Below are 26,469 nucleotides of genomic sequence, written 5' to 3' on the forward strand. Positions count from 1 at the left end.
CTTAAAGTGCGAACAGCAGCAACAGGGCGATCAGCAGCGAGAAGATGCCGAGCGCTTCCGTCACCGCGAAGCCGAAGATCAGGTTGCCGAACTGGCCCTGGGCGGCCGAGGGATTGCGCACCGCGGCGGCAAGATAGTTGCCGAAGATGATGCCCACGCCGGCGCCGGCGCCACCCATGCCGATGCAGGCAATACCAGCGCCAATGTACTTCGCGGCAATCGGATCCATGAAACAAACTCCTTGCTGAGGCTTGTGAGAGTGACTTTGGAGGGGTGTTTACCGGTCTTAGTGACCGGGATGAATCGCATCGTTGATGTAGATGCAGGTGAGAATTGTGAAGACGTAGGCCTGAAGGAATGCGACCAATAACTCGAGTGCGGTGAGCGCCACCACCAGCGCCAGCGGCAGCACGGCGCCGAACACGCCGACGATTCCCATGGCGCCGAGCATGGTGACGAAGCTCGCGAACACTTTCAGCGTAATGTGACCCGCCAGCATGTTGGCGAACAGACGCACGCTATGCGAGACTGGCCGCGACAAGAACGAGATGATCTCGATCGCCACCACCAGCGGCAGAATCGCTACCGGAATGCCCGACGGCACGAACAGTTTGAAGAATCTCAGGCCGTTCTTGTAGAAGCCGTAGATCAGCACGGTGAAGAAGACGAGGAATGCCAGCCCGGCCGTGATGATGATGTGGCTCGAGATCGTGAAGGTGTAGGGGATAATGCCGACGAGGTTTGAGACGGTCACCAGCATGAAGATTGAGAACACGAAGGGAAAGAACTTCATGCCGTCCTTGCCGGCGGTGGTGCGTATGGTGTCGGCGACGAACTCGTAGCTGATCTCGGCGATCGATTGCATGCGCCCGGGCACGAGCTTGCGACCGGTGCCCAGCATCAAAAGCGACGTCAGCACGACGGCGAGCAGCATGTAGGCGGAGGAATTGGTGAAGGCGATTTCCTGGCCGCCGATATGGCCGATCGTGAAAATCTTCTCGATGTTGAACTGGTGGATCGGGTCCATCATCCGCGTGCAACTTTCAGTCTGCCGGCAGGCCGGCGTTCAAGCAACTCAATCGTCCAGACGGCCATCCGTCATCGGTCTGTCTGCTCGGGAATCACGCCCGCCGACCGCATCACGTTGATCACGCCGGCTGCGAAGCCAAGCAGGAAAAACACAATCAGCCCCCAGGGCGAGGTCGACAGCAAGCGGTCGAATCCCCAGCCTATCAACGCTCCGACAGCAACGCCCGCGATCAATTCCGAGGATAGGCGGAAACCACGCGCCATTGCCGAGGCCCTGGCAGCTCCGTCCCCGCTTCCATCACCGGATTGGTCAGTCTCGTTCTTGCGGTGCCCACGAAGCTTGGACAGCCGTTGATCGAGATTTCCGAGCCTTTCGGAAAGCGCAGCTTCGTCGGGAGCCGAATGCTCGCGATCTCCGTGCCCGCTGCTGTTTTTGTCCGTGCCGTCAGCCATGCTCTCGACACCCGACACAACGCCGCGATCTTCAGGAAATTACGCCCGTTACCCTCAGAAGCCGCGCGGACCATACTGACGGCCCAAGGTCAAGTCAAGATTGTGTCGCGGTGGACTATAGCGTTGAATTAGCTAGCTTTATTCTAGAAAATCAAAGCGGCTGCGCTTAGTTGCCGCGCTGCAAAAGCGGTCTTCGCGAAAGGCGGCGGGTTAGCTAAGCGTTGCGGGCGCGCTCGCAACGCAAGAAAGCTGGCGACTTTGGGTATCTCAAGGGTCGTCTGCCGCGCCGCAGCGGCAGAATAGTTGAGGGTGGTCGTGGACCGAAACGGACTGCCGGCGCGTTGAAATCGGGTGGTGGGCGCTATAGGTCGATGACAGAGCGCCCGCTCGGGTGAAGCGAATTCGGTCTCGACGGAGCAGAGCATGTACGCGGCGATACCGTTCAGACTGTTGCGGATTTCCGCGATCACCGCGCTGCTCTTTTGCCTGGTTGTTCCGGCGCTTGCGCAGGAGGCGGAGAAAGGACGCTATACGCTCGTGCCGATGAGCGGCGGCTTTGTCAGGCTGGATACGCTTACCGGCGTGGTTTCCCATTGCGAGAACAAGGGCTCGGGTTGGGCGTGCTACGTATTGCCTGAAGAGCATGCCGCGCTGGATAAGGAAATCGGTCGGCTGCAGGCGGAGAACGAAAAATTGAAGGCGCAGCTCGCTGCGCGCGAGCCGACCGGGAAGATTCAGAAAGAATTGCCTCAACAACAGGGGTCGGGCGAGCCGGGGCCAGCTTCGCCAAAGGCTGAGGGACCGAAATCCGCGGACGTCAACCGCAACAGCATTGAGATTCCACTCCCGAGTGATCGCGATATGGGCCGCTTGATGTCATTCGTCGAGCGTGCGTGGCGGCGGCTGATCGAGATGGCGAGCCGCGTCCAGCGCGATACATCAGGAATCTGATGCCCGGGTCAGCTGTAGGCATTTGATGGCGGCGGCGGCGATCACGCCAGTCGTGCCATTGTGTGTCCGGCAAGGCTTGCCCTTGTAGCCTGCTTCTGATGGCCGCCGGTCTCGCCTTTCAAATCAAACAGATCAAACTTTTTGAGCTGTCTCGCGGGACCAACCTGCCGAGATGATTGCGGGCCCAAACGAATCAGATTATACACGTATAAGTTGTGGTAACTCGCCTTTCGCTCGTGAGGAAGCCGCGGATGGGAAAGCTTTTGCCGTTTGTGTCGGATGTCCCGGTTTTCGTCGTCGACGATGATCCGTCGGTACGTGAAACGCTGGTCCTCCTTTTGAAAATCGAGGGGTATGCCGCCGCAAGGCTTTGGTGACGGCGCTTCGTTTCTTGAGGAGATTCGCAGCGTGTCTCCCGCCTGTGTCATTCTCGACCTGCATCTTCCCGGCGAATCGGGATTTCATGTCCTGCGTACGCTCGCCGCCGAAAAAGTTGCCTCGCCTATCCTCGTGATCTCGGGCGCAGCCGACATTGCGATGGCTGTCGAAGCCATGAAGCATGGCGCGCTCGACTTCCTAGAGAAGCCGTTTTCCTCCGATGCCATCGTCGATCGTGTTCGTGCCGCGGTGAAGGTTTGGCGAGAGACGCGCGGGAGCGAGAACGGCGGCCTCGCCAACTTTCCCGGCCGCCATCTATTGACCTGCCGAGAGCGCGAGGTTCTATCCCAGGTGGCCAGGGGTGCTTCGAACAAGGAAGCGGGGAGGAGACTTGGCATCAGTCCGCGCACCGTCGAGGTTCATCGCGCGCGGATCATGGACAAGCTCGGGGCGAAAAACACTGCCGATCTGATTCGGATCGTGTTCTCGGAGACGAGTTCACGGCGGCAGCTTTCCGCGTCCTAGAGCCCTTCCGCTCCTGAGGCGGGTTCTGCTTGAAAAAACTTCGCGGCAATCGCACCTCCCAGCTGGATAGTTTCCAGCTGATCAGTTCCTCCGCTTAGCGAAGGAGGGGCAGCGGTTCACGCGGAAAAATACCTCACCTTGAACGAGAACGCGTTTGTGTTTCCGTTAAACACGAAAACGTTCCGACAGGTCGTTACTCGGCTGCCATGGATTTCGCCTGCAGCGGCAGATCGAGACGCTCCCATACTTGAAGCAGCGCTTCGGCCAACTGATCGATCAGCGCGTCGTCGTGGTACGGCGACGGCGTGATCCGCAACCGCTCCATTCCCTTGGCAACGGTCGGATAGTTGATCGGCTGGATATAGATGTTGTGGTCGTGCAGCAGCATATCGCAGGCCTGCTTGCAGCGCTCGGGATCGCCGACGAAAATCGGAACGATATGCGTCGAACTGACCATCACCGGCAGACCTGCCGCGATCAGGCTCGCCTTGGTTCGCGCGGCCCGCTCTTGATGGCGTTCGCGTTCCCAGGTTGATGATTTGAGATGTCGGATCGCGGCGGTCGCTGCGGAGCAGATCGCGGGCGGCAATGAGGTGGTAAAGATGAAGCCCGGCGCATAGGAACGCACGGCGTCGATAATCTCGGAATTGCCGGCGATGTAGCCGCCGAGGCAACCGAAGGCCTTGGCGAGCGTGCCTTCGAGGACGTCGATGCGGTGCATGACGCCTTCGCGCTCGGCGATGCCACCGCCGCGCGGGCCATACATGCCGACGGCGTGTACCTCGTCAACATAAGTCATGGCGTCGTAGCGTTCGGCGAGGTCGCAGATCTTCGAAAGCGGCGCGACATCACCATCCATCGAATACAGGCTTTCGCAGGCGATCAGCTTGGGACGATCTGGGGCGGCGGCGCGAAGCAGCTCCTCGAGATGAGCAAGGTCGTTGTGGCGGAAAACCACACGTTCACAGCCGGACTGGCGGATGCCTTCGATCATCGAATTGTGGTTGAGCGCGTCAGAGAGGATCAGGCAGTTCGGAATCAGCTTTGCGAGGGTCGAAATACCGGTCTGATTCGAGACATAACCGGACGTGAACACGAGTGCCGCCGGCTTGCCGTGCAGATCGGCAAGCTCCTGTTCGAGCTGGACCAGAGGATGATGGTTTCCAGCGATATTGCGGGTGCCTCCGGCGCCGGTGCCGATACGGGTCGCGGTCTCGACCATGGCGCCGACCACCTTCGGATGCTGACCCATGCCGAGATAGTCGTTCGAACACCAGATGATGACGTTGCGCGGGCCCTTGGGCGTGTGCAAGGTGGCATAGGGAAACCGACCGGCGATGCGCTCAAGATCGGCGAAAACACGGTAGCGCCGCTCGTCATGAAGGCGATCCAGCGCGTTACTGAAGAACTTGCTATAATCCATGACAACATCCGGATAAAAGCCCGGTACGCCGGACCGATCAGAACCTTTTTAGAGCCTTTCCAGCGGGGCTGTCGAGCCGAATCCGCAAAAGCGCCGGCTTGAGGGTTAAAAATCGCCATTAATTTTGCGCTGGAACAAAGCGGCCCTGCAACCGGGTGCCCGCTCGCGTCATGCGAGCAAGCTGATGCCCCCTCGTTACGCTGCAACCGAGGTAGTTCTCCCGGTCAGATCAGCGAGACGGCAGGCGCTTTCGCACTGTCCAGCGGCGACCTCATGCCGAGGCGGTCGAGCAATGCCGCGTCGCGCACGGTCTGCGGATTCTTCGTGGTGAGCAAAAGGTCGCCTATGAAAATGGAGTTGGCGCCGGCCACGAAGCACAGGGCTTGCAGTTCATCGGTCATGTATTGCCGGCCCGCTGACAGCCTTACCACGCTCTTCGGCATCATGATCCGCGCTACCGCGATCATGCGGACCAGCGCGATCGGATCCGGTCGCTCGGCCGTGGCGTTGACCGGCACCCCCTGGACCTCGTTCCACATGTTGATAGGAACGCTTTCCGGATGCGCCGGGAGATTGGCCAGCAGCATCAACATGCCGAGGCGGTCGCCGACCTGCTCTCCCATGCCGATGATGCCGCCGCAGCAGAGCTTCAGCCCAGCCTCGCGTGCATGGGCGAGCGTGTCGATACGGTCCTGCATGGTGCGGGTAGTGATGATCTGGCTGTAGAATTCGGGGGAAGTATCGACATTGTGGTTGTAGAAATCGAGTCCGGCCTTCTGCAGCCGCCGGGCCTGCTCGGGCGTGAGCATCCCCAGCGTCGCGCAGGTCTCCATGCCCAGTTCCTTGACGGCGCTGACCATGTCACAGATCCGATCGAGATCCCTGTCCTTCGGATTGCGCCAGGCCGCCGCCATGCAGAACCGGCCGGCGCCGGCATCCTTTGCCCGCCGGGCGGTTTCAAGGACCGCTTCCCTGTCCATCAGCTTCGTGGCTTTGACCCCGGCGTCGTAATGCGCGCTTTGTGCACAGTATCCGCAGTCTTCCGGGCAGCCGCCGGTCTTGATGCTGAGCAGGCTCGCGGTCTCGACGTGATTGGGATCGAAATTGCGGCGATGGATGGTCTGTGCCTGAAAAAGCAGATCCGGGAACGGGAGATTATAAAGTGTTTCGGCTTCGAGACGCGTCCAATCGTGGCGCGTGCGCGCGACCGAATCATGGGTGCTGTCGAACGAAACCGAGGCTGAGTCCATGGCGCGATTCCCGTGTGCTCTCGTCATGCGGAATCGGGTCTTTGAACCGGTTTGCCGCTTGGCACAGATACCATGTGCGCTGCGAATCGCGAATGAGATCAAGCCCCGAGAGCAAAAAAGGCCGGCATAAGATGCCGGCCTTTCTCGTACTTCAGAACCGTGAGGTTCGGAAGTGATCAGTATCCCGGAGCAAGCGGGGCAACCGGAGCACCCCAGTTGAAGCGGTAATTCAGGCCGACCTTGATGGTGTGCTGGTCGTTGCGGAAGCTGCCGGGGACCAAACCCGGAGCCGGACCGACGAAGTTCACAGTGCCGAAATCATAGTACTGGTACTCGACCTTGCCCGACCAGTTCTGGGTGAACAGGTATTCGAGGCCGCCGCCGACGGTGTAGCCGTCACGGCCGCCGTTGCCAGCGAAGCCGTTGGTGAAGCGCGAATCAGCCCAGCCATAACCGCCCTTGACGTACAGCAGCGCCGGACCCCAGGTGTAGCCGAGCCGGCCGGTGACCGATCCGAGGCCACGGTTGGCGAAATTGCTGCCGGTGTCGAGGAAGCTGTAGTTGGCTTCGATGCCGAACACCCAGTTCGGGGAGAACTGCGTGTCGTAGCCGACCTGCACACCACCCATGAACCGGCCGTCGTTGTTGTTGGAGATAAAGCCCGGTGCAAGGACGTTATTGCTGCCGCCGAAAGCACCGCCGATGTGACCGCCGATGTAGAAGCCGGTCCAGTTATAGATCGGCGCGGGCGTGTAGGCCGGTGCCTTGGTGTAGGGGCGCGCCGCAAGATCGGCGGCTTGTGCTGGCACGATCGCGGCCATACCGAGGAAGGCTACAGAAGCGAGCAGAATCTTTTTCATTGTGTTCTCCAGGAATTCAAGTTCCGAGCAGCCGTTCGTCGGCCCCGTCATTTGGACCCTAGATCGATTTGCCGAAAAAAGCTGTCACTGAGACGCCACACTCTGAAACGTTCGCAATCCGTTGAAGGGGCAGCAAGAGGGCAGCGGACCTTGTAAGCTTAATGCCGCCCTAATAAAAGCTAAATGGAGCCTTAATTCTCGCGCCTTCGCGCCAATTTTTGGGCAAGCAACAAGGCTGCTGAAGCTTTCTCGGGCGGTCTCGGAGCTGCAACTCCGCGAATCGCCTTTCGATTCGCGCTACTTGAGGATCGTTCGCGCTCTTCAAGGAAGAATGGTGCTGCCAGACAGGATTGAACTGTCGACCTCTCCATTACCAATGGAGTGCTCTACCACTGAGCTACGGCAGCAAGCCCCAACGCGGAATCAGCCTATGGCCGACAAGGCGGGCCGATCCTTGCCACAAGGCTGTAGGGCGCGCAAGCCGAGGCGGCTGCGTTGCTGCGAATCGGGCGGGCCAGGGCGATCGCTATCGAGGCGGACGAACCGCGCCCGTGGATGACTTGGTTGCGGCAGCCGCGCCGGCATGTATGTTGAATTCGCCTGCTCCTCCCAGATCGAGGATCGGGCGCATCCGGACTCCCGAGCGGAACACCATGATCGACAACCGCGACACCGACCGCGACGCGGAGAATGGAAAACGTCGGATGCGGTTGAGGGCGGCGCTGCGCGAAAACCTCAAACGGCGTAAATCGCAATCCCGCGGACGAGCCGATCAAGCCGCTTCCGCGGAAGATCCTGAACCGGAGTGTCGGGACGAATGATGCCGAAGCTACTCGCTCTCTTCGGTGCGCGACAGGCGCGAAGAGATGGCGCTTGCCGCGCGACGTTCTAGCTAGTCTTTTTTGCTTCTAACTGAATCAGAAACGAAGCTCTAGATTTGTTGTTTTGACGCGTTTTCTTCACGCGAACCGGTATCTACTTTGCTCGAAAACGCTATAAATCATCCGGCCGACAGGTTGTAAGCTCCTCTCAACGCCCTGATTTGCGAAGCTTTCGAGCGCGGGGCGATTTCTCTTCTACTTCATCCATAGAAACGGAAATGGGTATGGATCGCATTCGCATCGTCGGTGGCAACAAGCTCAACGGCACCATTCCGATTTCCGGCGCAAAGAACGCGGCGCTGCCTTTGATGATCGCCGCGCTGCTGACCGAGGAGACGCTGATCCTCGACAACGTGCCGCGGCTCGCGGACGTTGCGCAGTTGCAGCGTATCCTCGGAAACCACGGCGTCGACATCATGTCGGCGGGCAAACGCTCGGGCGATCACGAATATCAGGGACAGACCCTGCACATTTCGGCGGCCAACGTCATCGACACCACTGCTCCCTACGAGCTGGTCTCGAGGATGCGGGCAAGCTTCTGGGTGATCGCGCCACTCTTGGCGCGGATGCGTGAGGCGAGGGTGTCGCTGCCCGGCGGTTGCGCCATCGGCACCCGTCCGGTCGATCTCCTGATCATGGCGCTGGAAAAGCTGGGCGCCAGGATTGCGATCGACGGCGGTTATGTGATCGCCAGCGCGCCCGGCGGCCTGACGGGCGCCGAAGTGGAATTTCCCAAGGTGACCGTAAGCGGTACCCATGTTGCGTTGATGGCGGCAACGCTGGCGAACGGCACCACCATCATCACCAACGCAGCCTGCGAGCCGGAAATCGCCGACGTCGCGGATTGTCTCAATAAAATGGGCGCGCGCATTTCCGGAGCGGGCACGCCGCGGATCGTCATTGAGGGCGTCGGCAGGTTGGCTGGCGCACGGCACACCGTGCTTCCCGACCGGATCGAGACCGGCACTTATGCGATGGCGGTGGCGATGACCGGCGGCGAGGTGCTGCTGCGCGGGGCGCGGCCGGAGCTGTTGCAGTCGGCGCTCGATGTGCTGACCGATGCGGGCGTTGTCATCACGCCGAACAATGAGGGTATTCGGGTCGCACGCAACGGCGTCGGCATCAATCCGGTCACGGTCTCCACCGCGCCGTTTCCGGGATTCCCGACCGACCTTCAGGCACAACTCATGGCGTTGATGACGCGCGCCAAGGGGGCGTCCCATATCACCGAGACAATCTTCGAAAACCGCTTCATGCACGTGCAGGAGCTGGCACGGTTCGGCGCACGCATTCATCTGGACGGCGAAACCGCCACCATCGATGGCATTGGAACGTTGCGCGGGGCGCCGGTCATGGCGACGGATTTGCGAGCCTCGGTGTCGCTGGTGATTGCGGGACTTGCCGCCGAAGGGGAGACCGTGGTCAACCGCGTCTACCATCTCGACCGCGGTTTCGAGCAGCTTGAGAAAAAACTGTCGGCGTGCGGCGCCTTGATCGAACGGATCAGCGAACGGTGATCCGATTTTTAACGTTCCCGCCAACTTCGCGCCGCCGGAGCGGGTTCGTGCCGACCGGTTTCGGGCACGATCATCCTCGATCAAGGATGAAGACAAGTCAGTTTTTAACGTTGAATCAGGCGTCAGGTGTCTCGAAGGGTTGACGGCGATTTGAGGCCGCGCCATTGAGCGCTGTACCCGAGAGCGGGTTCGCTCCATGAGAGCCTTTCCGCTTCTGATGGAATCGGAAGCGGGGCTCTATGATTTTGATTCGACGCGTTTTCTTTATGCGAACCGGTGCCCACTTCGCTTGAAAACGCTATAGGTCTTGCCGGAAACATTCCCATGCCGATCCGTATCGATAGCCGCAGCGCCGATTTTGCCTCGCGCTTCAGGGCGTTTCTCGCGACCAAGCGCGAGGTCTCGGCCGATATCGAGGCGGCCACTCGTGCGATCGTCGATGACGTGGCGGCACGCGGCGATGCGGCGCTGATCGAGGCGACTCGCAGGTTCGACCGGCTTTCCATTGATGCCGCAGGACTCCGCTTCACGGCCGCCGAGATCGACGCCGCCGTCGAGGCCTGTGACGCGGCGACGCTGGACGCGCTGAAACTGGCGCGCGACCGGATCGAGATTTTTCATCGCCGCCAACTGCCGAAGGACGACCATTTCACCGACGCGCTTGGCGTCGAGCTCGGCTCGCGCTGGACCGCGATCGAGGCGGTCGGACTTTACGTCCCGGGCGGCTCCGCGGCGTATCCGTCGTCGGTGCTGATGAACGCGGTGCCGGCCAGGGTCGCCGGTGTCGCCCGCGTCGTCATGGTCGTGCCCTCGCCGGAGGGCAAGATCAATCCGCTGGTGCTGGCGGCGGCGCGGCTTGGTGGTGTCTCCGAAATCTATCGCGTCGGCGGCGCGCAGGCGGTCGCTGCTCTCGCCTACGGCACCGCGACCATCGCGCCGGTAGCTAAAATCGTGGGACCGGGCAACGCCTATGTCGCCGCCGCCAAGCGCCAGGTATTCGGCAAGGTCGGCATCGACATGATCGCTGGTCCCTCGGAAGTTCTTGTCATCGCCGACGACACCGGTAATGCGAACTGGATCGCCGCTGACTTGCTGGCGCAGGCGGAACACGATGCCAACGCGCAGTCGATCTTGATCACCGACAGCGAGACGCTTGCCGCCGACGTCGAGCGCGCCGTGGAGACGCAACTTACAACACTGCCCAGGGCGGATATCGCGCGCGCCTCTTGGACCGATTACGGCGCCATCATTCTGGTAAAGAGCCTCGATGATGAAGCGGTGACGCTGGCGGATGCCATTGCCGCGGAGCATCTGGAGATCATGACGGCCGACCCTGAAAGCCTCGCCGCGCGGATCCGAAATGCTGGCGCTATCTTTCTCGGCTCCCACACGCCGGAGGCGATTGGCGATTATGTCGGCGGCTCCAACCATGTGCTGCCGACGGCCCGCTCGGCGCGGTTCTCGTCGGGCCTCGGCGTGCTTGACTTCATGAAGCGAACGTCAATCCTGAAATGCGGACCGGTCCAGTTGCGGGCGCTGGGGCCTGCGGCGATGACCCTGGGCAAAGCCGAGGGTCTCGACGCCCACGCCCGCTCGGTCGGAGTGCGTCTCAACTAGTGGATGACATTCGCCTCTCACCGCGCCGAAACGAATGCGAATGTTGGAATTGGACCAGCAGGCGATGAGCCAGGACTCACCCCAGGATGATTCCCGCAATTGTATCGTGGCGGTCACGCTCGATGAGGATTCGATTGGGCGTTCCGGGCCGGATATCGAACACGAGCGGGCGATCGCGATCTACGATCTCGTCGAGAAGAACGTGTTCGCGCCGGAAGGCGCGGAAGGTGGCCCGTTCACGCTGCACATCGCGATCACCGGCAACCGCCTGATGTTCGATATCAGGCGCGAAGACGGCGTGCCGGTGGTGACGCACCTGTTGTCCCTGACCCCGTTTCGTCGGATCGTGAAAGACTACTTTATGATCTGCGACAGCTATTATCAGGCGATCCGCACCGCGACGTCGGACAAGATCGAAGCCATCGACATGGGCCGGCGCGGTGTTCACGACGAAGGTTCACGCACGCTTCAGGAGCGGCTGAGCGGCAAGGTCCGCGTCGATTTCGAGACCGCGCGGCGGCTGTTCACGTTGATCTCCGTCTTGCACTGGAAGGGTGGCGCATGATCCGATTGGTGGAACATCTGTCGCTGTCGCGATACCTGCGTGGTGGTTGCGCGGAGGGCGCGCGCGAAACGAAAGTGGCCTGAGCGTATGGCCGCGCCGGCGCGCGTGGAAAACCCGCAGTCGGTGCTGTTCGCCTGCGCGCACAACAGCGTGCGTTCGCCGATGGCGGCGAGCCTGTTGCAGCACATGTTTCCGCGAACGCTCTATGTACGATCCGCCGGTGTCCGGACCGGTGAACTCGATCCGTTCGCCGTCGCGGTGATGGCCGAACTGGGCCAGGACATCTCGAAGCACCGGTCGATGACGTTCGAAGAAATCGAGGACTGGGAGGGTCTCAATTTCGATCTCATCATCACGCTGTCACCGGAAGCCCATCACAAGGCGCTGGAATTGACGCGGACGATTGCAGCCGATGTCGAATACTGGCCGACGCCGGATCCCACCAACATCGAAGGCAGCCGCGAGCAGCGTATGCAGGCCTATCGCGACGTCTGCGACGGATTGCTGTCACGTATCCGCAAGCGCTTTGCTCGGGGCAGCGCAGGACTCAAGGCATGATTTGCGAAAACGGAACCGGCGGGACCAAAGCTGGAAGTCTGGATACGACCGAAAAGCCGAATCTACGTGCCAGCCCTGTTGAACACAGCCACCCTAACAACCAAGCTGTCGATAACTCCCCGCAATCAGATCATCCATTACAAGGTCGAGGACAGCTTCGATCTCGCTAGGGTGCTCCAGGATAGCATCGACAGACCGAACCGTTTCCCCTGAAACACCATCCACCACAATTAATTCCGTCTGAAGCTCTGTGCGCTCCCATACCGTGAAGCTCACAAGGACGTCATCTTTGACAAGCCCAATTGTGGCTTTCCAAGGCACGTTCGAGGATGGCTGAGGTATTCGTTCGGTAATTTCTATACCTGTTCGCACAAGGCGCTCGCGCCTAGTTTCCAGCCAAAGCCTCAATTGATGGACGATGGACTCGGTCATTAAAACACTATGGCATTAGTTGCCGAAGGCATCTCGGTAACGTCAAGTCGCTGGCCAAATTCTAATTGGGGCTTTGCTCCGCGCAAAGCGGAGGCGGCATCGAAGGCCGGTTGGCAAGCTGCGCAATCAGCGTGAAAAGCCACTTGCAGTCGTGAGCTTGCCGAGCTTCCGGGATGAACGCGAAGTACCACGCCGCCTCTCAAATTTGCGAATCACGGACGAGACTTGGGGTGCCGATACCGGTTTGCTGAGAAAAAAGCCTTGCACTTCATCGCAGCCTTCAGCGGCGGCCTGATCAAACTGGGCGATGTTCTCCACGCCTTCGGCAGTGATTTGCATGCCGAGGCTTTTTCCAAGGCTCACGATGGCGCGAACGATCAGCTTCGACCCTTCCGTCGAGGTCAAGTCATGTACGAACGATTGATCAATCTTGAGTTTATCGAAGGGAAAACTCTGCAGGTAGCTCAAAGAAGAATATCCCGTTCCGAAATCGTCAATTGCGATCCGTAAGCCAAGCGCGCGGAGCTTGTGCAGGGTCGCCATGGTTTCCGTGCTATTCGCAAGAAGCACCGACTCGGTGATCTCGATCTCCAGGCGTCCGGCTGGTAGCTGCGAGTGCATCAGCGCCGATGAGAAAGCCTCGACGAGGCGCGGGCTACGAAACTGGACGGAAGAGACATTCACTGAAACCTTGATGTCGTCTGGCCACGATGCGGCTTGTCGGCAGGCCTGATCAATCACCCATTCGCCAAGCCGAATAATGAGACCAATCTCCTCGGCCACTGGGATGAACTTTTCGGGAGACACCAGGCCGAGTTGCGGGTGACGCCACCGCAGCAGAGCTTCGAACCGGCAAATCTTTTCAAGTTTGAGATTGTAGATTGGCTGATAGACCAACTCAAACTGGCCATTCGTCATCGCGTCCCGAAGATCGAGTTCGAGAGCGCGGCGCTTCTGTAGACTTTCGTCCATCTCAGTTTCAAAGAACCGCCAGACGCCGCTACCTTCAGCTTTAGCACGATACAACGCCAAGTCTGCATTCTTCAGGAGCTTTTCGCCATTCGAGCCATCGTGAGGAGCCAGCGAGATACCGATACTACAGCCGATGACAATCCGCTGTCCGTTGAATTCATAAGACTGTCCGATGCATTCAACGATACGTCGTGCAAGTCGCTCCACATCGTTAGAGTCTCGCGTGCCTGCTTGGATGATGGCAAACTCATCGCCGCCCAAACGAGCGACGGTATCGATCTCGCGGACACAGGCGAGCAGCCTTTCGGCGACTGCACAAAGGAGCTCGTCGCCGATCGGATGTCCGAGTGTGTCGTTGACCTGTTTGAAGTTGTCGAGGTCCAAACATAGAACGCTGAATCCAGGTCCGCGTCCAGCCTGGGCAATCGCTTGTTCGATACGTTCCGCCAGCAGCAGACGATTCGGGAGGTGGGTGAGGGCATCGTGACGGGCCATAAAAGCGATCTGAGTCTCCGCCCGCTGCTGCTCGGTGACATCTTCGCAAGTTTCCAGCCATCCGCCATCGGAGGTCGAACGGCGATCGATACGAATAATGCGACCATCGCTTAAACTCTGAAAATAGCTTCCGATCTCCGAGCGCGATATGGACGACTCCACGAGTTCATCGAGGGTCTGACCCGCGTGGTTTCCTGCCATGATGCTCAGCTTCAGAACAGATTCGAACTGCATGCCAGCGCGGACATGGCCGGGAGGAATGCGGAAAATCTCGCAGAAACGACGGTTGACGACTTGCAGGCAACCATCATTGTCATACAGACACAAACCCTGCGACATGTTGTCGAGCGCGGCATCGAGTCTTCGGTTGGTCTCGTAGAGTTGCTCTTCCTGTTTCTTTAAGGCTGTGATGTCGCTGAAAACTACAATCTCGCCGCCTTCTTGAGTCTTGCTACGGCTGATGCGCAGCCACCGACCGTCCGGTAAACACGCTTCGCCTGTGAGGTCGTCGTTCGCGAGGAGAGCTGGGCCAGTTGAGGGAAACGCAATCTTGAATGTGTCTAGCGAGTCGAACCGGAGAAGCTCCGGTGCACTGGTAAGAAATTCGCTTGAGCGGGAGTTGGCCAGCGCGATCTTTCCGTCAGGATGAAGGAGAACGACGCCTTCGCGGGAATTTTCAAGCGCGTCGGTCAAACGCGCTTGTGCGGACCTCCGCTGAGCGATTTCACGCCCAACCATATCCTTAATATTATTTCGCATCACGTTCATCGCGGCGATTAACGTGCCGAGTTCGTCGGCTCCTCCCCTAGGAATGTTAACATCGAGCTCGCCCGCCGCGATGCTGCGTGCGGCTTTGGAGGCAACGGCAACCTGCCCAATAATACGGCGGCTCAACAACCAAGTGACGAATCCGGAGAGAAGAAGCGCGATGGCGATAGCTCCGAGATTGAAATGCAAGTCACGATCAATAGCGGTCAGAGCTCGTTGCCGGAACAAAAAGCCGTCGCCAGCAGTGTGGTTGATCAAAAGGTCAATCTGCTGGTCAACGGTTTTTGCGTAGCCATCCAGGCGGTCGACAAAGGTGGCGCGGCTATTCACATCAGGTACTTTGCCGCCATTGCTATACAGCGTGGCCCAGTCACTGACGGCTTTGCGTACCTTGGTGACCGCGTTAGTCGCGCCGGGGGACTGAGATCGTTCGGCGGCGATACTCAGATCTTCGTAAAAGGCGTTTTCCAGATTGTTAATTTTCTTCTCAAGCTCGGTGCGCGCCTGAGGGTCGAGAGTCCCAAGCCGCCGGGAGGCGACTGCGCGCATTTTTGAGAAGTCTGCCGCCGCTGCCCGTGCGTAGTTGATCGACATAAGGGATTCGTCGAATGTTTTGGCAACAAGACCGCCAGCGTGCTTGATGCTTTGCATGGCGTAGAATCCGAGAGCAGCCGTGATGGCACTCATTAACAGATAGCAAACCAGGATCTGTGTTCGGATTGTGTTACCCGCCGGTATGCAGGAGCGTAGGCTTTCGTAAGCAGCGTGGAACAGCGCGCGATTTGCCCCGACTCCTGACGACATACTCGCACCCACACGATGGCTCCACTTCCGTCAGCGACCGAAGAATAAGCCCTACTTTCAGGGATAGCCCTGGCGATAAGGGCATTCGGAGGTGACATCACTCATCGGAATAGCGATATAATCTTTACGGCCGGTGTTGAGTAAAGGTACTTCTGGATTATGGTAACCAGTTAGTGCATCGAATCGCTCTAATTTGCAGTTCGCGCATGAAGGTCTGACGGAGCAACGGAATGCATGTGCTCAGATGGATTTCGGTCCTTCTAAGACGGAGTGATACGCATGCTTTGTTAGCAGTGTTAGGTGGTTTGGTCGCCGGCGGTGCATTAGCTGCCAGCCCTCATCAAATTTCACAGAAAAATCGTGAATTTCAGCCAGGCAATATTGCCATTAACCGCGGCGAGGCTTTGCGCTTTATCAACGACGATGGCGATCTTCTTCACCACGCCTATCTCACCTCCCCAACGTTCTCGTTCGATTCGAACGATCAGAAGCCGGGTAGTTCGTTCACCGTCGTCTTTCCGGTCGCGGGCAGCTTTACGGTGCGGTGCGGGATCCATCCAAAAATGAAGCTGATGGTGAAGGTGAACTGAGTTTGTTTGCTGGCCGCCCGGGTTACAAAACCGTCGTATTGAACAGCGTTGCGTGGCCGACGTAGTAAACAAACAGCGTTGCGGAAAGTGCAGCGCAGAACCCGGCCGGAGCGGCGAGTGGAACACGCCGGTCGTTCTCTACTCGGCGGTCATCGGCAAGCACCGCGAACAGCACCGCAATGATGCCCGAATGCCCGATGGTGTCTATCTTTCCAAATTCCAGGCAAGCAGCGATGAACATACCCGCTAGAATTGCCGCTGCGCAGCGCCGGACCAGTGGCGTCCAGAGCAATGCAAATGCGAGTACGAACTCAACGGCGCCAGCAGCACGCATATAGAACTCGGGATCAAACCCGAAAGTAATGCTCGGGTGCGTGATGAAGATCGGGTAACTCCACTGAGGATAAGCCCATTTTTCGACGGACGCCCACATCAGAGTCACCGCCGTCGCATAACGCATGATATCAATCGGCTCGATCCCGAAGAATTTCTTCTGAAGCCCCCTCAAAGCAAGATACGCTGCGATGCCCAGAAAGATTGGGTAGTCCGCCAAATGGAACATTCCGTAGTCGTGTATCGCCATGCCGAACAGGATGACGATGCCGAGCGCGGAGATCGGCAAAGTCCGCCTCCACAATAGGCAAATCGCGATTGTGAATTGCAGGGGCGGGAGAAGGACCGATTTGCTGGTCAACTCTGGCGTTAACAGGATGCCACCCAGCGTCCAAACACCGATGAAGAAAAAGAAGCAGAACGCACGCACCATTTCCTCGGTATGGAGGCGTATTCCAACGGTGACGCGATCCATTGATCGTAACATCGCTTCGCCGAGAGGCGTCTTCTCGAGAAAGCAACCGGCAAGAAGTCCGACCGCGGCAACGAAGATCAGGATTTCGAAGTCCTGGCACAGCACGTTGGAGAGTTCCAGTGGCTGGCCCGCGACATCGTAAGCGCAGAACCATTTCACATGGGCGCTGGCATTGGCAGTGCTCGTCACGGCGAACAGCAAGGCGAGGAGACACCGGGCGAGGACAAGAGACGAGTTTCTCAGGATGGGGATGCTCCGCTGAAGGTAGCTGTTCATCGCGCAATCCAGGCAATTAACCAGAACGTGTTGGGAATTTATTTACTATACTGCAAATTGAATAGTTTGGAAGGCATGCCATTTAGCATGGTTAAAATTGGACAAAACCCGCGTGGAATTAAGCTCAGGGGCCTACTAATTTGTAGGAGTTTCGAGGAGTCTGCGGTTGGGGAACTCTGATGGCCGATCTATTCGTGTGATGAGCCCAAGACAGAAAAGATGTTCCCCGTCTTATCGGCGTACCCAAGACGGCCTGAACTCAAAAACTCCATGCTGTCTGCGGCGCAAACTGAGCGAAGGTCGGATGAGTACCACTAGGGCGCGGGCCACAAGTCTGATCGCCGACCGAAGATAGTCTCTATCGTCAACGACATAGATCGACTCGGCCGTCTCAAAGATTGGCGCATCATCCGGGTTGCCACCCGCTACGACGCGTTCCGCGCGCACCTTCTTCTCAGCAATCTGTACTGCAGCTACAGTCGCTTTTATTTCAATCAATGAGTCCCCACTCAGCGGCGCTTCTCTTTCAAATTTTAGGTATTGGAACCACGAGATATCAATTTTTTTGACCTATCGTTTATGTAAGCGAGAGGCGGAGATCGGGATGTTTGTCCTATTGAGTGTCGCGGCCATTTTGGCCGGGGTTGTATTGGCGTGGGCTGCGGATAGACACACCGTCCATTTGGAAACACTGGAGACCTGCGCGGGCATATCGCTTTTTGCCGGCTTCGGTCTATTAGGCGCTTTGCTATCGCAGTTGGCCGCGTGATCGAACGAGGCAGATTTTTCGCGATGGATTTATTGAGTGGGTCCTGATAGCCGCGCATTAGGCGACGAGTCGGCAGTCAATGTTTGCAGAAATTCAATGAGCGCCTTCTTCTCGGTTTCCGTCAGCGAGAGTGGTTCAATGGAAGGCGAGCGGCTAGGCCGATCGATACCGCCTCTATTGTACAACTCGATCACACCTTCCAAAGTCGGAATCGAGCCATCGTGCATGTAGGGTGCACGCTTCGCGACGTTGCGTAACGTCGGAGTCTTGAAGGCGTAGCGCAGCATCTCTGATTTCGGAAAAATTCGTCCCCTTCCAATATCGGCGCCAGTCGCGGTGCCTATGTCCTGAAAGGATCCATCGGTGAACGATGGGCCGCTGTGGCAGTGCGAGCAGTGGGCCTTGCCGTTGAACAGCGCGAACCCGCGCTTGGCTTCGGCAGAAATGGCCGTCTCGTCGCCCGCAATCCAGCGATCGAACGGTGCTTCACCGGCGACGATGGTGCGTTGGTAGATTCCCAACGCCTTCTCAATTCTGGTTCGTGTGATAGCGCCTTTCCCGAAGGCGGCGTTAAATGCGGCAACATATCTCGGCGCGTGGCGCAGGCGTCGTACCAGTTCACGTTCTGTGATGTTCATGATCTGCGGACTCACCAATGGCTTGAAGGCCACCGACTCGAGATCCGGAAATTTTCCATCCCAGCCAAGAATATCAACGAACGCGATGTCAATTAATGTGGGCGTACGAATCTTAAGTCCCGCCGGGTCTTCGCCGACCGCCTGCTGCAAGCCGTCTGCCCATGATTTCGACGGGTCATGACATGACGCACAGGAGATCTTGCGCGATCCTGAAAGGATGGGATCGAAGAACAGCATCTTGCCAAGATCAGCCTTGGCGGGAGTGTAGGGATTACTGTCCGGAAATGGGATCTTTGCCGGGCGTTGATAGTCGGACTTGACCTTATCGGAGATGAGGCCAGAACTATCCGTTTCTTCGGCCGCTGAAAAATTAAGCGGAACGCAGGCAAGCAACGCTGCGATAAGAAGCCCAGTCCGTCTTGTCATTGTGCACCAGGTTTGACGATAGCCTGATGTACTTTCCTAATGCTTAAAGATTGATGGCAGGTTTTGGGGAACCTGGGGCGCACGCAAGTCACATTTGACGAGTCATCTCATCGGCTACGAGCCGATTGAGCTTTGGCGACACTATCTGGGCGCGACTGTCGTGCGTCGTGCTGCCGAGGGTGTTGATGGTGCATGGAACGGGACTTGGGCTCGCGAGCCAAAAACTGGCTTATCAGCCGAACTCGGCCTACCGGCGTTGCCAACGACTTTGCCAATGTCTACCTGAAGGCATCGCCGAAATCATCCGGCTCTCGGTATCATGGCCGAACGTGAATGTGCCGTCCGAGGTGAGATTGCCGTTGCCGTCATAGATCGGGCTCGCGGCCTCGACGGAGGTATATTGGTTGAGCGCGTTAGCGTTGTTCAGTCATGAACTTCCCGGCCTTTTATGCCAAAGGAGTTCAGATTTCAGTATGAGCGACTATAGAAGAGTAACGCAGGAATCCAAAAATTACTTTGGTGCTAATGCTACAGAATGTCAGAGCCAATCCACTCTTTCTACATTGGTATCATCTCTTAATACGAAACGCTTACCCCGATAAGCGGTATCTAGGATCAGCTGGTAATTAAGGGACAACTTTCGTTGCCATTCAGGACTTAAATGACTAAATGGGAAGAGTTCAGCTAGCTCGCCGCCCCTAAGAGATTCAATCGGCGCCGCTCGCAATTTCCGAATAGCCTCTCTAAATTTTTGAGCACCGTTCACATGGCGGAAGCCAATCACGGCGATATCGCTGTCCTTTTCACAATAGATCTCCCATTCGCCCCTATCTGAAGCACAGCCAAACTTATCCGTGCTGTAAAGCCATCCAGTAGCTGGTCCGTTTCCTCGTGGGTCTCACCGCTCAGTTTATTCTCTGTAGATCACCGGGCTTCCAGCTGTAGTTTACTGCCGCTTCTTCCGGACCGTAGAGACGTAGGATTGCGAAGAACCCTCGTCCCGGTGCCGTTGCCAACCAATTGGTTTCCTTTCCAACGGGAGGCTTCGGACCGATGTAGAGGTCAGTTGTGCCATCAGGGTTCTGCACTGGCTTGTCGCGCGATCCGAGTGACGGGAAACGCCTTGCCTCTGTCACCAAGCCGGAGGCGTTTTCGGCCTCATAGAGTGTCAGAGACCAGAAGAGCGCGACAGGAACATTCGGAGGTAGCGTTACCGTGTACGAGCTATCGCCCGATAATGGCTTGTCGTCGGTGTCATTGAAGGCGATGCCGTAGAATGCCCCCTTGCCCGGTGACAACGACACCATCCCCGGACTGATCGAGTAGTAGTCAGTGAACATCCAGACGCGTGGCTCGATCTCGGTGAAGCCTGCCTTCGTGTTGCGCCAAGCTAAATCCATCGTCTTGTCGGGACCGGGTTGGCTAACGTTGTTGGCGGGGTTAAGCCACCGACGGTCCTTCCAAATTCTGAGGTCGCGACCACCAATGTCGGTCATCCTGCCGATCACACGGCTCATTTTGTAAGCCGTTTTCGCCGCAGCGTTGAGGATTACCTTCGTGTCAGCATCAGGCTCGAACGGGCGGTCCTTAACGAGGCCTATGTTGGCAAGGAGGCCCAACCCGTCTGCATCCGCTAGGTTTTGGCCCTCACGATCAACGACCCATTTAAGTTGCTCAAAAGCCGTCGCATCGGAGCGCGGCAGCATGTCCGCCGAGACGCCTGAGGCATTCGGATATTTCATGGGCTTACGTTCAGCGGCTGGAAGGTTGAGCGGATAGACCTTTACTTGCTCCATTACCTTTACGGCGGGCGAAAGATCTTTCGGATCTTGATAGAATGCGCGGAGGAAGATGAAGAGGTTGTTCGTGCCTGACCGGTAGACGTAGTAACCGTTCGGAACATCGCCGCTGTAGCCAGGTGGCAGAACAAGGAATTTACCGCCCTTGCCAGCGTCCGGGCCTGGAAGTCCGACATCGCCCGCGAATTTGCCGCCGTCAACCGGGATCGGTCGCTGCCAGAAATCGAGTAGAATGCCTTGGAGATTGGGAGGCGCTTCAAATACGATTGGCCCGGTCTCACCCATGTCCACGTAGCTCATGGCGTAGAGCACGTCCGAGTTTGGAGTTGTGACAAGTGTCTTTGTGTCGAGTCGCTCTTTCCACACGGGAAGGACATTGTAGCCCGCTCCAAACACCTTCTCGGAGCCGAACTTCATTCCTAGCGTGTTGATGAGCGGCATGGCCCATAGATAAGCCTGTGTGGCTTGTTGAAAATCAAGCTCCCGCATCAGCGTCTTGGCAGTCTCGGGCGTGGGGCGGTTTTGCTCGAAAGGGAGGTTGGCAAGTTCATCGAAACGGCTGGATTGGCCGTAAGCTGTCCCGGTCGCAACAATCGTTGCGCTGACAAGAACAGAAATGGGCAGGACGCGATTGTGAGGCAGCTTCATCTTGCAACTCCGCTGTGATTGACAGTCAAAGATTGAAGTTCCACGCCGACACTGCGACACGATTGGTCGCATTGAGCCTCATGCTACGCGTTAATCCCCCGGCCGCAACCTCAGATCTTGGGGGACCTGTGCTGCTTGTCGGCAATCCCCCGCTTGGGGACAAGACATGGAGATCTCTTTTGGGTCACACTCAGAAGCCCGGAGCTAGCAAAAGAAAGTCCGCTTTGGATCGATTGTGTTGAAAAACTCCGGGTTGTGAACGGTCAGAAGCGCTGATTCACTCAGGCATCCAAGCCTGGGGCGAAGCCATGATGGGTGAACGGCGAATCGATCAAGCGGCGCTTTTCTATCTATTCTCGCTGGAGCGGCACGTGCCGGCGGACCACATGCTGCGGGCGATCGACCGGTTCGTCGATCTGCAGGGTGTGCGGGCGCACTTGGCAGCGTTCTACAGTTCGACGGGTCGCCCCTCGATTGATCCGGAGCTGCTAATCCGGATGCTGATTGTCGGCTACTGCTTCGGCATCAGATCGGAGCGGCGTTTGTGCGAGGAAGTCCACCTGAACCTCGCCTATCGTTGGTTCTGCCGATTAGGCCTCGATGGCGACGTGCCAGACCACTCAACCTTCTCCAAGAACAGGCACGGCCGCTTCCGTGACAGCGATGTGCTGCGACATGTGTTCGAGACCGTGGTGCGTCGCTGCATGACCGAGGGGTTGGTTGGCGGTGAGAGCTTCGCTGTCGATGCCAGTCTGATCAAGGCCGACGCCAACCGCCAAAGCGGGGTGCAGGGCGCCGAGGAGCTAGATCCAGTTCGATCTCGTCGCGCAGTTCGTGAGTATCTGGCGGTGCTAGATGACGCAGCCTTCGGTGCGGCGACGTCCGTCGCGCCGAAATATCTCGCGCCCGTCGATCCGGCCGCGCGGTGGACCGCGGCAAACGGCGGCCTCGCGTTCTTCGCCTACGCGACGAACTACCTGATCGACCTTGATCATGCCGTCATCGTTGAGGTGGAGGCATCCAGCGCCGTACGCCAGGCCGAGGTTACAGCCGCCAAGACCATGATCACGCGAGCCCACGATCGCTTCGATCTTCAGCCGGCGCGTCTCGCCGCCGATACGGGTTATGGCTCAGCCGAGATGCTCGATTGGCTGGTCAACGAAGAAGGTATCGAGCCGCACGTGCCGGTGTTCGACAAATCCCAACGCACCGACGGGACCTTCTCACGAGACGAATTTATTTACGACCATGAGCGCGACATCTATGTCTGTCCCGGCGGCAAGAACCTAACGACGAAGGGAACGCTGGTGAACGACGGCGCCACCTTGTTCTACCGCGCCAGCAAGGCTGACTGCTCCGCCTGTACTCTTAAATCTCGTTGCAGCCCTAACACCCCGATGCGGCGAGTGCCTCGCAGTATCCATGAGGGCGCAAGAGACTTCGCCCGCCACATCGCCAAGACCGCCGCTTATCTAACCTCGCGGCGACAGCGCAAGAAGGTTGAGATGTGCTTCGCCCACCTCAAACGCATCCTCAAGCTCGACCGACTGCGACTGCGCGGCCCATGTGGCGCACATGACGAGTTCCTGCTCGCCGCCACCGCTCAGAACTTGAGAAAACTGGCCAAGCTGATCCCCGCCACCGCACCGATCTTGGCCGCTTGATCGGTTACGACCGCCTTCAAACGCCACGGCTTGCCTCGACGTAAGATCACTCCAGACCGAAAGGCGACTTCTTCAACACAATCGGTCAAAAGCTCACATTTCTGACTCCGCCTAAACCAATAGACATTGATTGGCACTTCCTGCTGAATGGTGCCATCAACCGCAAACATAGCTCTCTCTAGAGCCGTCAGGTCCAGTTTAAAGATAGCTTCGATGGGAATATTACCGAGCAGCAATGACAGCCGCCCTTGCGGAATGAGGTGACAGACAGATCACGACTCGGCGGATGCTTTACTGCTGCCGCGATCTACTTCGTTTAACACTTCGATTTGGGCAACAGCGACGGCTAGATCGCGGTCGTTAATCCCCTCACCAAGTCGCGCCACCGGAATTCCAATTCCAAACGCGACTCATCAATTCCTGAACCACCTGCCGCCCAAAGAATTCCGCAATCGGGAAGCCAAGCACGTCTGCCAGGCTTTGGACAGTTTTAGTGCTAGGCTAATTCTGGTCTGATTATTCGAGATACGTCCGACATCCCGAGATGCGGAAGGAATATGCTCATATGACGAGCTATTTCTTCTTGCGCCCTTTTCGGAGCGTAGCAGGGGGCTTCTCGCCGGCCTTTGGACGGATAAAAAAATCAGTGATGCTCACTGACAAGGCTTCGGCAATACGGTCGAGCAGATCGACGGTTGGATTCTCCTCCTGCCGCTCAAGGCCACCCACATAGGCCCGATCCACGGAAGCATCAGCAGCAAGCTTCTCCTGAGAAATGCCCTGGAGCACTCTCACGCGCCGCAGATTCCATGCAACGAGGGCCCGCCCATTCATGGGCTGAACCCAACATTGCGACGGCTATTAAACCACTGGATATAGCCGTACTAATAGGCTAGCGATGATGCGTATCTCGGTTGAGCGCCGGTTCGCCAACCGCCTATCAATTCGTGCCGTCTGGGTGCTTCGAATCCTCCATGCACGTCCGAATCCATCGTGGGACCAAAGAAATCGGCGGGACGTGCATCGAGCTGATGGCCGATGGCGCCAGGCTCTTGCTGGATTTGGGGTTGCCGCTGGACGGCGATCCGGACGATGAGAGAGCGCGTCCGGCCATTGAGGGCCTGGCGGGCGGCGGCGACCTTTTAGGCCTGGTGCTCTCGCATGGGCATGTGGATCATTGGGGCCTGGCGCTTTTGGCCGGGCCTGATCTGCCGGTGGCGTTGGGAGCAGCGACCCTTCGTATTCTGCAGGCCGCAGCCCCGTTCGTGCCCCGGCCCTATGTGCCGGCGAGCCCGGTCGAGTTCACCAGCGGCGCGGCGCTGCAGTTTGGCCCGTTTCGCGTGACACCGCACCTTGTCGACCACTCCGCATTTGATGCCCATGCCATCGAGGTTGAGGCCGGTGGCAAGCGGCTGTTCTATTCCGGCGACATTCGCGGTCATGGTCGCAAAGCGGCGCTGTTCGAAAAACTCATCTCCCATCCGCCGCAAAACGTCGATGTCATGCTGATGGAAGGATCGAGCTTCGGCCGCCTTGATCCCGATCTGTCCTTTCCGACCGAGTCGGAGGTCGAGCAACGCTTGGTCGATCTGTTCGGCGAGAGCAAGGGTTTGGCCCTCGTCGCAGCATCCGCGCAGAACATCGACCGTATGGTCAGTCTCTACCGGGCCTGTAAGCGGACCGGGCGAACGCTGATCATCGACCTCTATACCGCCGAAATGCTGCGGGCGACCGATAACGCACATATCCCGCAATCGGACTGGCCCGGGGTCGCTCTTTACATTCCGCAGTATCAGCGCGTTCAGATCAAGCGATCCGGGCGCTTCGATCTTCTTGATCACCACGCAGCCCACCGCATTTTTGGCGAGAGGCTGACCGAGATCGCATCGAATGCGGCGATGCTATTCCGCCCGGCCATGCTCGGTGACCTCGACCGGGCGGGATGCCTGAGTGGCGCGGTTGCGGTCTGGTCCCAATGGAACGGCTACCTCGCACAAGAACGGGGCAAGGCGCTGATGGCAGAGCTGGCGCAGCGCAGCATCCCGCTGGTCCATGCCCACACCTCCGGCCATGCCAGCATCAAGGACCTGAAACGATTGGCCAGCGCGGTGGCGCCCAAGATGCTGGTGCCGGTCCATACCTTCGCACCGCAGTCGTTTCCGGATCACTTCGAGGCCGTCGCACTCAAGCAGGACGGCGAATGGTGGGAGGTCGCCGCGTGACAGAGTCTGATTCCAGCCACGGCGTCAGTGACGCGTTTCTCGATCACCTTGATCAACTGGCCCGACAGGACGGCGGATCCTGGTGGCGGGATGTCCTGCTGCGCGACGACGTTTTCCTGGCTGTACGCCGCAACTCCTTGAACGTTTACTATCGGGGTGGCTCGATCTTCCGGATCGACGACAGGGGCGACGGCACCGCGAGCCCCAAGACCCATGTCAAATATCTGGTCCGCCAACAGCAGGCATTGGCCGAACTCGTCGATGGCGAATTCAGACCAAACGGGATCGGCTGGACGCATTATGCCGGTCCGGAAACGCTTCGTGACATGATCCGCGCGGCCAGCGACCTCGCCGGCGCTGAGAAGACCGGACTGCACCCGTTGATCATGGGGAGCCCAGCCGTGGTCGACGTCGAAATTGCGTTGGGGAGAGCACAAGAGAGCGAGATTAACGGCAGCACGACTGACGGCCCCGCTTCATCGGCCAAGCGCAATCTCGACCGGCTGGATGTCGCAACCCTGGAGCGACAGGGTACAGATATTGCGGTGGTGTTCCACGAGGCCAAGCATTTTACCAATACGGCACTGAGGGCGCGCAGCGGATCACTCGCGGTAGTCGACCAGCTCCGCCGCTACCGATTGACCCTTCTTCACCACGTCCCGGCGCTGATCGCCCGCTACCAGGCCGCATGTCGCGCCATCGTCCGGTTCGATGCGATGCGCCGTCACGTGCGCTTGGACGTGGGAGCCGGTGGACTGCTCCCACCCGACCCAATGGTGCAGGAGGTTGCCGCCGGCAACGCCGTCCTGACGATTGATCCCAATCCGCGTCTGATCGTCTTCGGCTTCGACGCTGATCAGAAGAAAGGCCAGCTGCAAACCATTCTGAATGCTCTCAAGACCGCCGATCCGAATCTCGCGGTCTACGCGGCCGGTGATCCATCCTCAGCCGGCGGCGCCTTTCGGCCGCCCGCGAAGCAGTAGCTGCGGCAATAAAGTCACGATCGAGATTTCTTGGCAAAAGCCCGCAATTTCTCGGGGCCTCATTTGAATCTAGGAGGATCGACGCTCTCGACGCCATCCCCGTGTCGACCGCGTCCATCCTGACGGTTGGAGTTTTTAGAGTGTCGTATCGGCCGGTCAGTGGACGAA

General features: G+C 58.4%; 22 protein-coding genes, 1 tRNA gene and 1 pseudogene. 11 read left to right on the forward strand and 13 right to left on the reverse strand.

What is annotated here, in order from left to right; all coding sequences use genetic code 11:
- Position 1: 1 nt before the first annotated feature.
- The 3 genes from ACM561_RS01305 to ACM561_RS01315 form a co-directional block, all read right to left on the reverse strand.
- The gene (locus tag ACM561_RS01305; RefSeq protein ID WP_009796340.1) at positions 2-229 is read right to left on the reverse strand and encodes a F0F1 ATP synthase subunit C; all 228 of its coding nucleotides are present in this window, start codon (positions 227-229) and stop codon (positions 2-4) included.
- Positions 230-286: 57 nt separating this feature from the next.
- On the reverse strand, positions 287-1,030 hold the full coding sequence (locus ACM561_RS01310) for a F0F1 ATP synthase subunit A (RefSeq protein ID WP_079445313.1): 744 nt from the start codon (positions 1,028-1,030) through the stop codon (positions 287-289).
- Between the two features lie 68 nt (positions 1,031-1,098).
- Positions 1,099-1,482 carry an AtpZ/AtpI family protein gene (locus ACM561_RS01315; protein ID WP_079445314.1) on the reverse strand — a complete coding sequence of 128 codons (384 nt, stop codon included), beginning with the start codon at positions 1,480-1,482 and terminating at the stop codon, positions 1,099-1,101.
- 423 nt (positions 1,483-1,905) lie between these two features.
- On the opposite strand from ACM561_RS01315, the gene ACM561_RS01320 reads away from it, so the two are divergent.
- Both ACM561_RS01320 and ACM561_RS01325 read left to right on the forward strand, forming a co-directional pair.
- Entirely contained in the window at positions 1,906-2,433 is a 528-nt protein-coding gene (locus ACM561_RS01320; protein WP_425907461.1) for a hypothetical protein, read from the forward strand.
- A 251-nt stretch (positions 2,434-2,684) separates the two neighbouring features.
- A pseudogene (locus tag ACM561_RS01325) lies at positions 2,685-3,336 on the forward strand (response regulator transcription factor).
- A 193-nt stretch (positions 3,337-3,529) separates the two neighbouring features.
- Here ACM561_RS01325 and hemA read toward each other — a convergent pair.
- The 4 genes from hemA to ACM561_RS01345 all read right to left on the reverse strand — a co-directional run bounded on the left by hemA (position 3,530) and on the right by ACM561_RS01345 (position 7,276).
- Positions 3,530-4,759: a 5-aminolevulinate synthase gene (hemA, locus tag ACM561_RS01330; RefSeq protein ID WP_425907463.1), complete on the reverse strand. Its 1,230-nt coding sequence runs from the start codon at positions 4,757-4,759 to the stop codon at positions 3,530-3,532.
- A gap of 224 nt (positions 4,760-4,983) precedes the next feature.
- Positions 4,984-6,009 carry a biotin synthase BioB gene (gene bioB, locus ACM561_RS01335; RefSeq protein WP_425907465.1) on the reverse strand — a complete coding sequence of 342 codons (1,026 nt, stop codon included), beginning with the start codon at positions 6,007-6,009 and terminating at the stop codon, positions 4,984-4,986.
- Between the two features lie 176 nt (positions 6,010-6,185).
- On the reverse strand, positions 6,186-6,869 hold the full coding sequence (locus ACM561_RS01340; RefSeq protein ID WP_425907467.1) for an outer membrane protein: 684 nt from the start codon (positions 6,867-6,869) through the stop codon (positions 6,186-6,188).
- Between the two features lie 332 nt (positions 6,870-7,201).
- Positions 7,202-7,276: transfer RNA gene (locus tag ACM561_RS01345), tRNA-Thr, on the reverse strand.
- A gap of 246 nt (positions 7,277-7,522) precedes the next feature.
- Between ACM561_RS01345 and ACM561_RS01350 the strand changes: the two genes are divergently transcribed.
- The 5 genes from ACM561_RS01350 to ACM561_RS01370 all read left to right on the forward strand — a co-directional run bounded on the left by ACM561_RS01350 (position 7,523) and on the right by ACM561_RS01370 (position 12,007).
- Complete coding sequence (locus tag ACM561_RS01350) at positions 7,523-7,690, forward strand: hypothetical protein (RefSeq protein ID WP_210189114.1); 168 nt, start codon at positions 7,523-7,525, stop codon at positions 7,688-7,690.
- A gap of 284 nt (positions 7,691-7,974) precedes the next feature.
- Entirely contained in the window at positions 7,975-9,267 is a 1,293-nt protein-coding gene (murA, locus tag ACM561_RS01355; protein ID WP_425907469.1) for a UDP-N-acetylglucosamine 1-carboxyvinyltransferase, read from the forward strand.
- 324 nt (positions 9,268-9,591) lie between these two features.
- Positions 9,592-10,884, forward strand: a complete 1,293-nt coding sequence (hisD, locus tag ACM561_RS01360; protein WP_425907470.1) for a histidinol dehydrogenase — start codon at positions 9,592-9,594, stop codon at positions 10,882-10,884.
- Between the two features lie 64 nt (positions 10,885-10,948).
- Complete coding sequence (locus ACM561_RS01365) at positions 10,949-11,449, forward strand: UPF0262 family protein (protein ID WP_425907471.1); 501 nt, start codon at positions 10,949-10,951, stop codon at positions 11,447-11,449.
- Positions 11,450-11,536: 87 nt separating this feature from the next.
- Complete coding sequence (locus tag ACM561_RS01370) at positions 11,537-12,007, forward strand: low molecular weight phosphatase family protein (RefSeq protein ID WP_425907473.1); 471 nt, start codon at positions 11,537-11,539, stop codon at positions 12,005-12,007.
- Between the two features lie 93 nt (positions 12,008-12,100).
- Here the strand turns inward: ACM561_RS01370 and ACM561_RS01375 are convergent, their stop codons facing one another.
- Together ACM561_RS01375 and ACM561_RS01380 are read right to left on the reverse strand one after the other, a co-directional pair.
- Entirely contained in the window at positions 12,101-12,439 is a 339-nt protein-coding gene (locus tag ACM561_RS01375) for a hypothetical protein (RefSeq protein WP_425907474.1), read from the reverse strand.
- 126 nt (positions 12,440-12,565) lie between these two features.
- A complete protein-coding gene (locus tag ACM561_RS01380; protein ID WP_425907476.1) occupies positions 12,566-15,325 on the reverse strand; it encodes an EAL domain-containing protein in 2,760 nt (919 codons plus the stop codon).
- 383 nt (positions 15,326-15,708) lie between these two features.
- On the opposite strand from ACM561_RS01380, the gene ACM561_RS01385 reads away from it, so the two are divergent.
- A complete protein-coding gene (locus ACM561_RS01385; protein WP_425907478.1) occupies positions 15,709-16,068 on the forward strand; it encodes a methylamine utilization protein in 360 nt (119 codons plus the stop codon).
- A 22-nt stretch (positions 16,069-16,090) separates the two neighbouring features.
- On the opposite strand, the gene ACM561_RS01390 is transcribed toward ACM561_RS01385, so the two are convergent.
- The 3 genes from ACM561_RS01390 to ACM561_RS01400 all read right to left on the reverse strand — a co-directional run bounded on the left by ACM561_RS01390 (position 16,091) and on the right by ACM561_RS01400 (position 21,432).
- On the reverse strand, positions 16,091-17,152 hold the full coding sequence (locus ACM561_RS01390) for a hypothetical protein (RefSeq protein ID WP_425907479.1): 1,062 nt from the start codon (positions 17,150-17,152) through the stop codon (positions 16,091-16,093).
- 798 nt (positions 17,153-17,950) lie between these two features.
- Positions 17,951-18,985, reverse strand: a complete 1,035-nt coding sequence (locus tag ACM561_RS01395) for a cytochrome-c peroxidase (protein WP_425907481.1) — start codon at positions 18,983-18,985, stop codon at positions 17,951-17,953.
- A gap of 905 nt (positions 18,986-19,890) precedes the next feature.
- Complete coding sequence (locus tag ACM561_RS01400; protein ID WP_425907483.1) at positions 19,891-21,432, reverse strand: DUF1254 domain-containing protein; 1,542 nt, start codon at positions 21,430-21,432, stop codon at positions 19,891-19,893.
- A 308-nt stretch (positions 21,433-21,740) separates the two neighbouring features.
- On the opposite strand from ACM561_RS01400, the gene ACM561_RS01405 reads away from it, so the two are divergent.
- Positions 21,741-23,096, forward strand: a complete 1,356-nt coding sequence (locus ACM561_RS01405) for a transposase (protein WP_425905026.1) — start codon at positions 21,741-21,743, stop codon at positions 23,094-23,096.
- Between the two features lie 573 nt (positions 23,097-23,669).
- On the opposite strand, the gene ACM561_RS01410 is transcribed toward ACM561_RS01405, so the two are convergent.
- Positions 23,670-23,930, reverse strand: coding sequence for a helix-turn-helix domain-containing protein (locus ACM561_RS01410; protein ID WP_425907485.1), 261 nt, complete (start codon positions 23,928-23,930; stop codon positions 23,670-23,672).
- A 140-nt stretch (positions 23,931-24,070) separates the two neighbouring features.
- On the opposite strand from ACM561_RS01410, the gene ACM561_RS01415 reads away from it, so the two are divergent.
- Positions 24,071-25,318: an MBL fold metallo-hydrolase gene (locus ACM561_RS01415; RefSeq protein ID WP_425907487.1), complete on the forward strand. Its 1,248-nt coding sequence runs from the start codon at positions 24,071-24,073 to the stop codon at positions 25,316-25,318.
- Positions 25,315-26,301: a hypothetical protein gene (locus tag ACM561_RS01420; protein WP_425907488.1), complete on the forward strand. Its 987-nt coding sequence runs from the start codon at positions 25,315-25,317 to the stop codon at positions 26,299-26,301. Before ACM561_RS01415 ends, ACM561_RS01420 begins: the two co-directional genes overlap by 4 nt.
- Positions 26,302-26,469 lie beyond the last annotated feature (168 nt).

The sequence above is a fragment of the Nitrobacter sp. TKz-YC02 genome, assembly GCF_049852135.1.
Classification (GTDB): Bacteria; Pseudomonadota; Alphaproteobacteria; order Rhizobiales; family Xanthobacteraceae; genus Nitrobacter; species Nitrobacter vulgaris.